The organism is Pseudoalteromonas sp. CNC9-20 (genome assembly GCF_022347875.1).
In the GTDB taxonomy this organism is placed as follows: domain Bacteria; phylum Pseudomonadota; class Gammaproteobacteria; order Enterobacterales; family Alteromonadaceae; genus Pseudoalteromonas; species Pseudoalteromonas ruthenica.
Genome location: NZ_JAKRFS010000001.1, coordinates 759,077 through 771,812, shown reverse-complemented (window position 1 = coordinate 771,812; position 12,736 = coordinate 759,077). Strand labels below are relative to the sequence as shown.

At 48.7% G+C, this 12,736-nt stretch carries 12 protein-coding genes; 6 read left to right on the top strand and 6 right to left on the bottom strand.

Going from position 1 to position 12,736, the window contains the following annotated elements:
• Nucleotides 1-23 precede the first annotated feature (23 nt).
• Nucleotides 24-2,057 carry a methionine--tRNA ligase gene (gene metG, locus MHM89_RS03480; protein ID WP_138588192.1) on the bottom strand — a complete coding sequence of 678 codons (2,034 nt, stop codon included), beginning with the start codon at nt 2,055-2,057 and terminating at the stop codon, nt 24-26.
• Between the two features lie 172 nt (nt 2,058-2,229).
• On the opposite strand from metG, the gene apbC reads away from it, so the two are divergent.
• The 3 genes from apbC to MHM89_RS03465 all read left to right on the top strand — a co-directional run bounded on the left by apbC (nt 2,230) and on the right by MHM89_RS03465 (nt 6,500).
• A complete protein-coding gene (gene apbC, locus MHM89_RS03475; RefSeq protein WP_239408075.1) occupies nt 2,230-3,315 on the top strand; it encodes an iron-sulfur cluster carrier protein ApbC in 1,086 nt (361 codons plus the stop codon).
• 2 nt (nt 3,316-3,317) lie between these two features.
• Nucleotides 3,318-3,908: a dCTP deaminase gene (gene dcd, locus MHM89_RS03470; RefSeq protein WP_022943631.1), complete on the top strand. Its 591-nt coding sequence runs from the start codon at nt 3,318-3,320 to the stop codon at nt 3,906-3,908.
• Between the two features lie 90 nt (nt 3,909-3,998).
• The gene (locus tag MHM89_RS03465) at nt 3,999-6,500 is read left to right on the top strand and encodes an EAL domain-containing protein (protein WP_239408074.1); all 2,502 of its coding nucleotides are present in this window, start codon (nt 3,999-4,001) and stop codon (nt 6,498-6,500) included.
• On the opposite strand, the gene MHM89_RS03460 is transcribed toward MHM89_RS03465, so the two are convergent.
• Both MHM89_RS03460 and MHM89_RS03455 read right to left on the bottom strand, forming a co-directional pair.
• A complete protein-coding gene (locus tag MHM89_RS03460) occupies nt 6,442-7,233 on the bottom strand; it encodes a CLCA_X family protein (RefSeq protein ID WP_239408073.1) in 792 nt (263 codons plus the stop codon). The two genes, MHM89_RS03465 and MHM89_RS03460, sit on opposite strands and share 59 nt — an antisense overlap.
• Entirely contained in the window at nt 7,230-7,820 is a 591-nt protein-coding gene (locus MHM89_RS03455; protein ID WP_235419124.1) for a tRNA-uridine aminocarboxypropyltransferase, read from the bottom strand. Before MHM89_RS03455 ends, MHM89_RS03460 begins: the two co-directional genes overlap by 4 nt.
• 116 nt (nt 7,821-7,936) lie before the next feature.
• Between MHM89_RS03455 and MHM89_RS03450 the strand changes: the two genes are divergently transcribed.
• The 3 genes from MHM89_RS03450 (at nt 7,937) to MHM89_RS03440 (ending at nt 10,602) form a co-directional block, all read left to right on the top strand.
• Nucleotides 7,937-8,278, top strand: coding sequence for an Hpt domain-containing protein (locus MHM89_RS03450; protein ID WP_022943635.1), 342 nt, complete (start codon nt 7,937-7,939; stop codon nt 8,276-8,278).
• An 88-nt stretch (nt 8,279-8,366) separates the two neighbouring features.
• Nucleotides 8,367-9,584 carry a pyridoxal phosphate-dependent aminotransferase gene (locus MHM89_RS03445; RefSeq protein WP_045978653.1) on the top strand — a complete coding sequence of 406 codons (1,218 nt, stop codon included), beginning with the start codon at nt 8,367-8,369 and terminating at the stop codon, nt 9,582-9,584.
• 127 nt (nt 9,585-9,711) lie between these two features.
• Nucleotides 9,712-10,602, top strand: coding sequence for a DMT family transporter (locus MHM89_RS03440; RefSeq protein WP_239408072.1), 891 nt, complete (start codon nt 9,712-9,714; stop codon nt 10,600-10,602).
• On the opposite strand, the gene MHM89_RS03435 is transcribed toward MHM89_RS03440, so the two are convergent.
• The 3 genes from MHM89_RS03435 to MHM89_RS03425 are packed head-to-tail and all read right to left on the bottom strand — an operon-like array spanning nt 10,571 to nt 12,734.
• Nucleotides 10,571-11,254 (bottom strand): M15 family metallopeptidase, encoded by a 684-nt coding sequence (locus tag MHM89_RS03435; RefSeq protein WP_239408071.1) that lies wholly within the window; start codon nt 11,252-11,254, stop codon nt 10,571-10,573. The genes MHM89_RS03440 and MHM89_RS03435 overlap by 32 nt on opposite strands.
• The gene (gene dapE / locus MHM89_RS03430; protein WP_239408100.1) at nt 11,251-12,381 is read right to left on the bottom strand and encodes a succinyl-diaminopimelate desuccinylase; all 1,131 of its coding nucleotides are present in this window, start codon (nt 12,379-12,381) and stop codon (nt 11,251-11,253) included. Before dapE ends, MHM89_RS03435 begins: the two co-directional genes overlap by 4 nt.
• Nucleotides 12,381-12,734 (bottom strand): ArsC family reductase, encoded by a 354-nt coding sequence (locus MHM89_RS03425; protein ID WP_239408070.1) that lies wholly within the window; start codon nt 12,732-12,734, stop codon nt 12,381-12,383. The genes dapE and MHM89_RS03425 overlap by 1 nt, the downstream gene beginning before the upstream one ends.
• Between the last annotated feature and the right edge of the window lie 2 nt (nt 12,735-12,736).

Here is a 12,736-nt window from a genome sequence, read left to right as displayed (position 1 = left end):
CATATGCTGGCCTTTTGGCGGTATTACATAACCCGCATACCGGGTTTGGCGCCATCATGGGGCTCAAGAATATATATATCCTCTTTGCCTGGTCCAGCAGCCAACACCATGCCCTCAGATAGGCCAAAGCGCATTTTCCTTGGCTTAAGGTTTGCGACCATGACCGTGTGCTTGCCAATAAGTTGCTCGGGTGCGTACGCTGATTTTATACCAGCAAAAACCTGACGCTGTGGGCCCCCTAAATCAAGGGTTAGCTTGAGTAATTTGTCAGCACCTTCAACATGCTCTGCGTTGGCAATTTTCGCGATGCGTAAATCCACTTTAGCAAAATCATCAAATTCGATTTCATCGGCAATAGGGTCTTTATCAATCTCACCATTATTGGCATCTGGCGCTGGTGTGGCAGCAGCTGGTGCGAGGCTTTCTTTTGACTGCTCAAGCATGGCATTCACTTTGTCCATATCGACACGTTGCATTAAGGCTTTGAACTTATTGATCTTATGATCAACCAAAACGGTGTCTACCTTATCCCATGCTAAGTCATCGTTGAGGAAGCTGCTCACTTTTGCGGCCATACCAGGTAGGATAGGGCTTAAGTACGTCATCAGTATGCGGAATAAGTTGATCCCCACACTGCACACATCATGAGCTTGCTTCGCGGTATTTTCGTCTTTGATTAAGACCCACGGAGCTTGCGCGTCGATGTATTGGTTGGCTTTATCCGCCAGCGCCATGATCAAGCGCACAGCGCGGCCATATTCTCTGGCTTCGTAGTGATCAGCGATGCTTTGGCGTGCAGCGGCAAACTCAGCGATAAGCTCAGCTTCAACGTTATCACTAGAGAGTGTACCGTCGAACTTTTTGGTGATAAACCCGGCGCAGCGGCTCGCTATGTTAACCACCTTACCTACCAAATCAGAATTAACTCGCTGGGCAAAATCTTCGAGATTTAAATCTAAGTCAGTGATGCCACTGCCGAGCTTGGCGGCGAAGTAGTAACGCAGATACTCTGGGTCTAAGTGCTCTAGATAAGTACGCGCTTTAATAAAAGTACCTTTTGACTTAGACATTTTTGCGCCATTGACGGTGACAAAGCCATGAGCAAAGATATTGCTTGGTTTTCTGAACCCTGCGCCCTCAAGCATAGCTGGCCAAAATAGGCTGTGGAAATAAATGATGTCCTTACCGATAAAGTGATAGAGTTCGGCGTCGGCGCCTTCTTTCCAGAAAGCGTCGAAATCTAAGTCGCTTTTATCACAAAGATTTTTAAAGCTAGCCATGTAGCCTATGGGCGCATCCAACCAAACATAGAAATACTTGCCAGGTGCACCGGGGATTTCAAAACCAAAGTAAGGCGCATCACGACTAATATCCCATTGCTGTAGACCATCGGCAAACCATTCATCCAGCTTATTGGCCATCTCTTGTTGAATTGAGCCGGAGTGCAGCCATTGTTTGAGCATGCCCTCAAATTCGGGTAAATCAAAAAAGTAGTGTTCAGAGTCTTTTAGCACAGGAGTGGCGCCGGACATCACCGAGCGTGGTGACTTAAGTTCGGTGGGTGCGTAGGTCGCCCCACAGACATCACAGCTATCACCGTTTTGATCTTCGGCATCACAGCTAGGGCAAGTACCGGTAACAAAACGATCTGGAAGAAAAATACCTTTTTCGGGATCGAACAGTTGTGAGATGGTCCGCTTTTTAATATAGCCCGCATTATCAAGACGGGTATAAATCAACTCACTCAGCGCTTTATTTTCATCTGAGTGCGTGCTGTGGTAGTTGTCAAACTCGATGTTAAAGTCAGCAAAGTCACGCTGGCGCTCAACACTGACTTGGGCGACCATTTCCTCAGGGGTAATGCCTTGTTTTTGGGCATTGAGCATAATGGGCGTGCCGTGCGCGTCATCAGCACACACATAGTAGGCGTCATGGCCTTGGGATTTTTGAAAACGGGCCCAGATATCAGTTTGAATATACTCTAACAAATGGCCTAAATGTGTTGGGCCATTGGCGTAAGGCAGGGCGCTTGTTATGAGAATTTTTCTCTTTGCCATAAAGTGCTCATTCCATCTCAGATAGGGTTACTCCCGCTAATATCGGGGCTTATAATGATCATAAGCGCCTCCCGAGCATCAGTGGGGTGAATAGACTGGTGTTAATGCCCCGAATGTTACATAATTTGGCGGCACTTTTCATTACGCTTCGTTAATTATTTATGCAGTTATCATGTTAGGATTTGGTTCAAAAGTGAAATCCGCACTTTTCGGTAGTCACAAGCCAGCAAAATGGCCGTCTCAATATCAACAGTGTTTAGCGTCGTATCGTAGCGCCGCATTTCCAGTTGGGGTTCCCCCAGAAGCTATTAGTGGTGACAGTAGCGAGACGCATTGCCACATCAATGCTCCTTTTGCATGTGCTCAAGAGGCAGCAGCGTTGCGTCAGTATATCGCCGAGCAACTACAACGTGATGTGCGTGTTGACATCGACGTAACACTGCAAGAATCGCCGCGCCTTAAAGCCATTAAGCACATTATTCTCGTGGCCTCTGGCAAAGGTGGGGTTGGCAAGTCGACCTGTGCTGTCAATATGGCGTTGGCGCTTCGCCGAGAGGGAGCGAAAGTGGGTATTCTCGATGCCGATATATACGGCCCTTCTATCCCGCTGTTGTTGGGCTTGCAAGGTGAAAAACCTCAGGCTAAGGATGAAAATACTTTGCTGCCATTTGAAGTTCATGGCATCAAAGCGCAGTCTATCGGCTTTTTGGTAGACCCCGATGATGCCACCGTCTGGCGCGGGCCGATGGCCTCACAAGCTCTGTCGCAACTGCTCATGGAAACAGACTGGGGCGAGCTTGACTACTTGTTGGTTGACATGCCTCCAGGTACTGGCGACATTCAATTGACTATGTCACAAAAAGTACCGGCCAGCGCTGCCATTATCGTCACAACACCACAAGACCTAGCCCTTGCCGATGCCCATAAGGGCGTGAAAATGTTTGAAAAAGTGAACGTCCCCATTCTCGGTTTGATAGAAAACATGAGTCAGTTCCAATGCCCGCACTGTGGCGAAACCAGCCACATTTTTGGCGCCGATGGAGCGCAACAGCTGGCACAACGTTATGGCGTGCCTATATTAGCGCAGCTGCCGCTTGAGATGGGCATTCGTCAATGCTCGGAACAAGGCGCGGACTTAGGTGATGAATATCCTGAGTTAGGCCACTACTTTGCTCATGCGGCGCGCATCAGTGCCAGTGAGCTTTATTACCAACAGGGCGCTAAGCAGCGCGTTGAGATTATTTTTACGGACGACTAACCATGCGTTTATCAGATACCCATATAAAACAGTACTTGGCCGAGCAGCGAATTCAAATTACCCCGACGCCAGGTGAGCAAGCCATCTCTGGCGTCAGCGTTGATTTGCGATTGGGTAATAAATTTAGAGTATTTCAAGATCATGCCGCCCCGTATGTTGATCTCAGTGGCCCCAAAGCGCAGCTAAACGCGGCTATGGAATCTATTATGAGTGATGAAATCGTGCTTGGTGAAGGAGAAGCCTTCTTCCTTCACCCAGGGGAACTCGCCTTGGCAATCACTTACGAATCAGTGACCTTACCGGCTGATATTGTTGGCTGGCTCGATGGACGGTCATCGCTCGCACGTTTGGGCTTAATGGTTCATGTGACTGCTCACCGTATTGATCCGGGATGGTCGGGCAATATTGTTCTTGAGTTTTATAATTCAGGCAAGCTGCCGCTGGCGCTGCGCCCGAATATGAAAATTGGTGCCATGAGCTTTGAAACACTCACCAGCCCCGCTGAGAAGCCATATAATGCCCGTGAAGATGCAAAATACAAAGGACAAGACGGTGCCATCGCCAGTCGTATTGGTGATGATGGTCAGCAATAACCCTATGCTGTAATACAAAGTATTTAAATTTCATGGAAAAATCGTGCACCTCTTCCATACTGTACAAGGAAGAAGTTGCACGGGGGCTTAATGGTAAAGCAGCATAAACTGAGCGCACATTTGTGGGTCATGGTTATCGTTATGCTGGGATTTTTGGCTCCAGAGCATAGTGGTGCGCTGGCTGATGACCAACAGCATGTCAGCGTCGAGATGATGCAAAGCGAGCAGCCCCTGTCATTAGCTCAGGTAACTCAACAGCCCTTTGTAGGAAGTCGCATGGTAGCGATGGGCGAAGCAATGCTGCTTAATGCGGGAGGGGATTATTGGTTCAAGATTGCTCTGCCTGCTGATAGCTGTCCCAGTTCAAGCTGTTACTTGCGCGCGCAAAACCCCGCCATTTTTAATATCGACTTTTATCTTTTTGATAATGGCCGGTTGCTGAGCCACAGTGCCGCAGGGTCATTGGCTTGGCCACCGGGGCGTGATGTTGGCGCCTCAATGGCCATTAGTGGTGCACAAGACCGTATTGTGTATGTGCACGTGCGGGCGCAGCGTCATGCGCTTTTTGCCCTCGAGCATCAAACAGAACTCGCATTTAATAAAGAGCAACAGCAGCATTGGCTTGGGTGGTCGTCCTTTTCAGGGTTGATGCTTGGCTTCGTGATCTACTGCGTCGCTGTGTGGCTTGCCTATCGCGCTGGTTACTATGGATTTTTTGCCTTGTACATCGCCAGTAGCAGCATATTTCTACTGGCCCAAGTTGGCATTACTAGATTTTTAACTCCCCAGAGTGTGCACAGCTTTTTGGTTCACTACACGGCGCTTAACGGTGTGATTATATGCATCTCTTTATTACTTTTCTTATCGCGATTACTCAGGCTAGATGAGCGTGCGAAAACCCTGCATAAAGTGTTTATAGCCGCGTTGTGGGTTGGCTGTATTGCCGCCAGTGTGAGTCCCTTTATGACGTTGGCTCACCAAGGAGTAATCATGGAGGTGTTGTTTGCCGCAACCCTAGTGTTAGCCATTATTGCTAGTGTCAAATACAGTCCGATGCAGCGCTGGGGCAGGTTATTGGCGTTTAGTTGGCTACCTTTGGCCACAGTGGTCCTGGCGTTAGCGTTATTTTATCTGCGACCTTATGAAGTGGGCATTTATTTGTACGCCGCGTTTGCCTTTGCCTTAGTATTGAACTGTTTGCTGATAGGCTTTGCGATGACGCTGCGAGAGCGTGGGCAAATGATGGCCCATCGCCAGATAGTGTATACAGATTCTGGAACCGGTCTGGCAAATAAGCAATTGCTTAATAAAACCTTGAAGAGCGCTCGTCACGAGGCCATCACGCTGGTTATGTTTAAGCCTCGGGGTTTGGTGCAGTCGCGCGCTAATTTCGGTATTAGCCATGCGGATCGTTACATTAAATCGGTGATCCACCATGTTGAACACCAACTTGATGGATTACCGCTATTGGCGCTGGGGCATCAGAATTCTGCTGTGGTGTGTCGCTTTAGTGACGATATTTTTGCTTTGGGGATTTGTGGCACACTGGAGCTCAGCACTATTGAGCAAGCGGTATGCGTGATCAATTCGGTATTTAATGAGGGCGTCGAGATTGATGATACCCACTTGATAGACCAGGTTGATTTTGGTGTTGCGAATTATCCACTTCATGCCCAATCTCATGAGCAGTTGGTGCGTTACGCAATGCAAGCTTTATATCGTGACCGGTTACCCGGGCAGTTGTGGCACCTGTACTCTTTGGAAGACAGTATTCGCTCGCAGCGGCGCTTAAGCTTAGCCTCAGATTTAAAGACCGCCATCAGCGATAACCAATTTCGTATTTATTTGCAGCCGCAAATATGTCTGCAAGATCAGAGTGTCTATGGTGCCGAGGTGTTACTGCGTTGGCAACACCCTAGCAATGGCTTAATCACCCCCGACCAGTTTATACCCATTGCAGAGTCGGCAGGGCAAATTATGGAAATAACCGAATGGGTGCTAAGCGAATGTATTGCATTGCAGGCTAAACTCCATGAGTTCGCCCCCAAGCATGTTATGTCGATTAATATCTCTGGTCGAGACTTAAGCAATAAGAGTTTGCCGACGCATATTCTCACCTCACTACAAGAGCAACGGGTCGCACCATCGAGCATTATGTTGGAGCTGACAGAGTCGGCGACAATAGGCGGTCAACGTAACGCTAAAACGGTGTTTGATGAATTCCGACGCATTGGTGTGAAATTAGCCATTGATGACTTTGGCACCGGCTACTCATCATTGTCATATTTAAGTTACTTAGGCTTTAACGAACTCAAAATCGATAAGCAGTTTGTGCACAATATTGCTGACTCTCCAAAAGATCAGTCAATATGCCAAGCCACCTGCGACCTTGCGCAAAGTCTTCAAGCGATGGTGGTCGCAGAAGGGATTGAGTCACTGAGCGATGCGCAGTACATGCGTAGCTATGGTTGTGACATCGGTCAAGGGTATTATTTTGCTAAACCTATGCCGGTTGCTCAGTACATGCAATGGCTTAGTCAGCATCATGACTTCGGCTTAGGGCTTGACCCAAAATCGCAAAGTAACGGCTGAAATAGGGCGCTAGCAGGCGCGCTTCATCGTCAGTAGGGTAGCCGCCAAGCTTTGCCAACTCACCTTGTTTAGTACCATTGACCAAATACTGGTTTTGCAGCGTATGGCTTTGAATATAATGCTCAAAAGCGCGTGCGCTAAGCTCTTCAGGCATCGCATAGTAAAGGCGTCCAGCAGAATTATCAAGGTCAATGGCGCGCTTCATGTAATCGGAGCTATGATGCGCGCTGGCATCAAGAAATAAATGCCGGAACAAAGAGTTTAACGCTTGGTTCATGGGGTGTGTATGGATATCTTCGCGCGTCAGCCATAGTTTGCTGGCAAAGGCGAGCCGGCTGACCTGCGAAGTGAACAAGAAGCGACTAATGTAATGATCAAATGCATGCCACCATTCATGAGCCAATGCACCACAGCCTGCGTTTTTCGCCAATGCCAAGGTCCGGGTGGTACTTTGATAATGGGCTTGGACACCGAGCTGGCCGCCTTGACCGAATGCCAGCGTTAAGGTTTGCCGCAGGCCAATCGCTTCGGGAGGGATGGCTAAAATCTGGGTTAGGTCCGCAAGCGCATCGTACACTAGATTAGCGGCGCGCTGACATTCCTCAGCGCTCACCCAGCGGCCAAGAGATATGGCTCGAAAGCCAAACGTGGCACGCACTTCAGCAAAATCGACATCAACGCCAAAGCGATAATCAGGCCCTCGGCGGTACTTTTTTGCCATTAACTGACTCATGATGAGTACCGCTGACGAACATGCGCAGGCATGTTTTTGAGCTGCTCCTGAACGAACCCAGCCAATAGTTGCTTTAGGGGCTGTGTTGATAGGCCCTCAAGCTGAGCCAAACAATAATTCGTCGCTTCCAACGTCGACAGGCTATCGTCACGGTTTGCTTTACGGATCCGGTACTCGCTTGCCGGTGGTTGCGCGAAAGTCAAACTAGGCAGGGCATGCAGCCAAGGGTTCAGCTGCCACAACCGATGTACTTTACTCCAGGTGCCATCGAGTAGAATAATATGCTTGATGGCACCGCGCTGCTCGCTAAGTTGCTCAATGGCGTTTGCTTGCTCACTGGGGTAGACAACCGCAACGCCCTGATCAAGGATACTTTGCACAGCCAAAAAATCTTCAGGGTTTTCACCGGTACAGACATTCATTCGCTTTAAAGCGAGCTGAAGAAGCGGCGTGGTGCTCTTAGCTTGGCTAAGCTCGTGGGGATGGCGTAAAATCCACACAGTGATGGTATTTTCAACCGCAATAACATATTTACACACGCAGTGAGAGCTTGGGTAGTGACACTGAGCGCACAGATTCCGAGCCATAGATGCCCCATTAAATTGCAAACACCGCTATTGTAATTGCTTTAAGTGCTTGCTCCAAGTTGTCCATTTGCTAATCTCAGCTTATGCTTTAAGAAATAACCTTAGGAATTAGTATCATGGAAATAAAAATAGATGAGAATGCGCTGGTTGCCATGAAAAGTTTATTGGCCGATCAATTTGATGCGACGTTGACCTTTTGCTTTAGTGAATTTACCCGCTTACATGGTGCTTTTTTGCAAAGCTTAGATAGCCAAGATAGTGAAGCGATACGTAACATTCACAGCTTAAAGTCGAATGCGGCGCAATTCGGTGCTATCACCTTAGCAGATACTGCGCGACGTATTGAGCAGGGGTTATCTCAAGGTGAGCGCCAGTCACTACAGCAGGATATTGATAGTTTGGATGAGGTCATCGCCAGTAGCGTCGTGCAAATGAAGCAGTGGCAGCAACAGAGTTGAAATTAATTCATTAATAACCCCCTGTCGCTACTGGTAATTTCCCTTTGGGCCCGATAATCTAACTGAGCATTTCGATTAAGGGGGAAGTATGTCCGAGATACTCAAAAGCCAGAAGTTACAGGGTGTGTGTTACGATATTCGTGGTCCGGTTTTACAAGCCGCAAAGGCCATGGAAGATGAAGGGCAAAAAGTCCTTAAGCTCAATATCGGAAACCCTGCCGCGTTTGGCTTTGACATGCCAGAGGACATGCTTCGAGACATCATCCGTAACCTGAGCTCAGCACAAGGTTATTGCGATTCAAAGGGTTTATACTCGGCGCGTGTAGCCGTATATCAGCATTATCAACAACGCGGCCTACACAACCTTAGTGTTGATAATATCTTTATTGGTAACGGGGTCAGCGAGCTCATCCAAATGGTGACTCAAGCGCTGGTTAATAATGACGATGAAATCCTTATTCCTGCCCCTGACTATCCCTTGTGGAGTGCCTGTGTGACGCTCTCAGGAGGCAAAGCTGTCCATTATCGCTGTGATGAGCAGGCCGATTGGTTTCCTGATATCGACGATATTCGTAGTAAAATCACCCATAAGACCAAGGCACTGGTATTAATTAACCCCAATAATCCCACCGGGGCTGTGTATAGCAATGCACTCTTGCATGAACTTATCGCACTCGCTCGCGAGCACAACTTATTACTATTGAGTGATGAGATTTACGAGAAAATCCTATTTGATAATACGCCACATAGCTCTATTGCAGCGTTGTGTGACGATGTCCCGGTGATCACCTTTAATGGCTTGGCGAAAACTTATCGCGCAGCGGGTTTACGTATGGGGTGGATGGTACTAAGCGGGCCCACCAAAAGGATGGCAGACTTAATTAAAGGCCTAGAGATGCTTGCTTCGATGCGCTTATGTGCCAATGTGCCAGCACAAAACGCAATTCAACAAGCGTTAGGGGGCGTGCAATCCATTGATGCGTTAATCGAGCCGGGTGGTCGTTTGTACGAGCAGCGTACTATCGCTTGGCAAGGGTTGAACGATATTGACGGCATTAGTTGTGTCAAACCCAAAGGCGCGTTGTATGGCTTTGCTAAGGTCGATACAAAACGCTTTAATATCACCAATGATGAGACCATGGTGTTAGATTTGCTTACGCAAGAGAAAATTCTGTTGGTGCATGGGCGCGGTTTTAACTGGCCTGAGCCGGATCACTTCCGCATTGTGTTCCTGCCGCACAAAGATGAGTTACGACCAGCGATGGAGCGCATCGGGCGCTTTTTCAGTCGGTATCGGCAAAGCTAGTGAGGGTTATCACGCCAGCCTATCGTTGGTGTGAAGCACCATTGGGTTTTTAATGCCCTAAGCCGTGAAAAATTTTACCGTTTTTGCCTGTCTGCTACTAAATAATTAAGCACACATGGAAACCACTATGCCCTCACTCTCTCGGTATGCTCCTTGGTTGTATGCGCTGCTGAGCATGCTCGCATTTGCTGCTAATTCCTTACTCAATCGTGAGGCTTTGGCCATGGTGCATATTGATCCGTTGAGCTTTGCCGCCATTCGCACCGTTAGCGGCGCTTTAATGTTAACACTCCTAGTGATGTGCTCTACGGGTCGGCAAAGCCAAAAGAAGTCGGTGCGGGCAGCAGGGGGCAGTTGGCTCGGGGCAATAAGCTTGACCGTTTACATGTTTGCTTTTTCGATTGCATACATTAGCTTAGATGCTGGCCTAGGCGCCTTGCTACTGTTCAGTGCAGTGCAGTTTTGCATGATCTCTTGGGCCCTGTTACACAAAGAGCGCTTCAGCGTTTTGCAATGGGTGATGCTACTGGTGGCGATGACAGCCTTTTTCATTTTGCTGAGCCCACAGGGCACGGATGTGCATTTAGGGTATAGCGGAATTATGATAGTCGCCGGTGTCGCGTGGGGCAGCTACAGTATACTCGGGCAAGGCCGCAAAGACGCGACTTTGGCAAGTGCAGATAATTTTCAACGAGCGGCAATGCTTTCAGTGCTAATTATGGTTGGAGTATTGGTATCACAACAAACCTTATTTGCTCACCCCAAAGGGCTTGTGCTTGCTTTCGTCTCGGGCGCTATAACGTCAGCGCTCGGGTATGCCTTGTGGTATCGGGTTATCCAGCGCATTAAAGCCAGTCAAGCGGCGGTGATGCAACTCAGCGTACCGCCGCTGGCTATGGTAGGTGGGGCTGTCTTGCTCGGTGAGCGCATTGACGGCACTGCCATGATCAGTGCCGCCGTATTAGTGGCTGCAATCGGCGTGTTTATTATCGCGCGGCAAAAACAGGGCCAACATTAGTAACAAACTGCGTACACAGGGTATCGAGGTGCGCCATGATTGTCTCATTGCCAGCCACGTCACTGTCGCGCAGGGCATCGGCGATGGTGCTCGGATTTTGCCATGGCAGCAAGATACTGGCGCTGGTTATATGGCTAATGTGCCACGGCTCTGGCGCTACGCCTCCGCGATAACAATCGTAAGGTCGGTAAAAGCCGTACTCGGCCATGTGCTCATCCAACCATTGAGATAACTGTGCAAAAGGCCCTGTGGGTGCATATTCTTGCTGCGTTAATGCCAGCGCATAGTCGTCGCTGACAGCGCTATTGTCCCAGACATCAAAGTCAGTACCAAAATGATGCCGACTGGCACCGGGGAGAGCTGAAAATAACATAATAGCTTGGCATCGTTGCAAAGTATTGAGGTGCGACAACTCGACTACCTGCTCATTGATATCTAATACACTGCGGTGGCCATTAAATTTTGCATTCCAAATCGCAGCTTGGCGTGAGAACGAACGAAACGCCGAGGCTACGCGTAAATCAATACCGTCCTTTGCAGCCCCGCGCTGCAACCGCTTCAAATCGTGTAGCGCCTCATGGTGGACAGATTGCTGTTGATAACTGACTAAGTGCTCGTCACTTCGCCCTGTGGCACACATCGCTAGATTCATGTGAGTAAACGTTCCAAAATTCCCTCATAAATGAGCGCAAGGTTGTCTAAATCAGCACAACTGACGCATTCGTTCACTTGGTGAATAGTCGCATTACGCGGCCCAAGCTCGACGACTTTTGCCCCTGTGGGGGCGATAAAGCGGCCATCAGAGGTACCGCCGCTGGTTTGCAACTCGGCTTGATAACCCAATTGGCTATGAATTGCCTGTTGGACAGCGTCAATCAGCTCACCCGGCTCAGTGATAAAGGGTTCACCATTGTGCACCCAACTGAGCTCATAGGGGAGCTGGTGTTGTTGTAACAATTGCACAACGCGTTGCTGTAGTTGTGGTGCCGTTACTTCGGTGCTGTAGCGAAAGTTAAATTGCACCTCTAAATCCCCTGGAATTATATTTCCCGCTCCGGTTCCTGCATTTATATTGGAGATTTGCATGCTGGTGGCAGGGAAGTATGCGTTTCCCTCATCCCACTTTTCAGCGCACAAAGCGTCTAGAAAACCAGTGGCGCGATGGACGGGGTTATCGGCTAAATGGGGGTAAGCTACGTGCCCTTGTTTACCTTTCACGGTTAAAAACGCAGTTAATGAGCCACGGCGGCCATTTTTAACGACATCAGCTAACTTATCTGTGGATGAAGGCTCTCCGACAATACACATGTCTATGTGCTCATTACGTGCTTGCAGTGTGTCTATAACCCGAGTGGTGCCATTAATAAAGGGTCCTTCCTCATCAGAGGTGATAAGAAATGAGATTGAACCTTTATGATTAGGGTGTTTTTTTACGAAACGCTCGGTTGCTACCACCATCGCCGCCAATGACCCTTTCATATCAGCGGCACCGCGCCCGTGTAAATAACCATCGTGCTCTGTGGCGGCAAAGGGTGGGAATTGCCATTGGCTCTCATCGCCGGTAGGTACCACATCGGTGTGCCCGGCAAAGCAGACATTGGGCGGCTGATTATTACGTCGTGACCAGGTGTTTAGGGTATCAACAAAAAACATCGGCTCATTGTTAAAGCCCACCTTGGCTAAACGTTCACTGATCACATGCTGGCAACCGGCGTCATCAGGGGTCACCGAGCGCCGGCGCATCAGCTCTTTAGCTAGGTTTATGACATCACTCATAATTAGCTCTTAGCGAACATGTTGTCGTAATCGGCCGCTTTATAGCCAATTAATGCCTGATCGTCAGTGCGTAGAATAGGGCGTTTGATTAACGCTGGATGTTCAACCATTAATGCCATGGCGCTGTCTTTATCAAGCTGCTGTTTTTGCTCGTCACTGAGTTGGCGATAGGTGGTGCCTCGTTTATTGACCATGGTTTGCCAACCAAACAGGGCTTCGAGTTGTGCCACCAGGTCACTGTCGAGACCGTGTTTGCGATAATCGTGAAATGAATAATCGACGCCCAAATTATCTAAGTGCTTTTTCGCTTTTTTAATGGTGTCGCAATTACTAATGCCGTAAAGAATGATGCTCATGA

Coding starts and splice junctions, on each gene's coding strand:
- metG (WP_138588192.1), bottom strand. CDS start 2,057: ATGGCAAAGAGAAAAATTCTCATAACAAGCGCCCTGCCTTACGCCAAT.
- apbC (WP_239408075.1), top strand. CDS start 2,230: ATGTTAGGATTTGGTTCAAAAGTGAAATCCGCACTTTTCGGTAGTCAC.
- dcd (WP_022943631.1), top strand. CDS start 3,318: ATGCGTTTATCAGATACCCATATAAAACAGTACTTGGCCGAGCAGCGA.
- MHM89_RS03465 (WP_239408074.1), top strand. CDS start 3,999: ATGGTAAAGCAGCATAAACTGAGCGCACATTTGTGGGTCATGGTTATC.
- MHM89_RS03460 (WP_239408073.1), bottom strand. CDS start 7,233: ATGAGTCAGTTAATGGCAAAAAAGTACCGCCGAGGGCCTGATTATCGC.
- MHM89_RS03455 (WP_235419124.1), bottom strand. CDS start 7,820: ATGGCTCGGAATCTGTGCGCTCAGTGTCACTACCCAAGCTCTCACTGC.
- MHM89_RS03450 (WP_022943635.1), top strand. CDS start 7,937: ATGGAAATAAAAATAGATGAGAATGCGCTGGTTGCCATGAAAAGTTTA.
- MHM89_RS03445 (WP_045978653.1), top strand. CDS start 8,367: ATGTCCGAGATACTCAAAAGCCAGAAGTTACAGGGTGTGTGTTACGAT.
- MHM89_RS03440 (WP_239408072.1), top strand. CDS start 9,712: ATGCCCTCACTCTCTCGGTATGCTCCTTGGTTGTATGCGCTGCTGAGC.
- MHM89_RS03435 (WP_239408071.1), bottom strand. CDS start 11,254: ATGAATCTAGCGATGTGTGCCACAGGGCGAAGTGACGAGCACTTAGTC.
- MHM89_RS03425 (WP_239408070.1), bottom strand. CDS start 12,734: ATGAGCATCATTCTTTACGGCATTAGTAATTGCGACACCATTAAAAAA.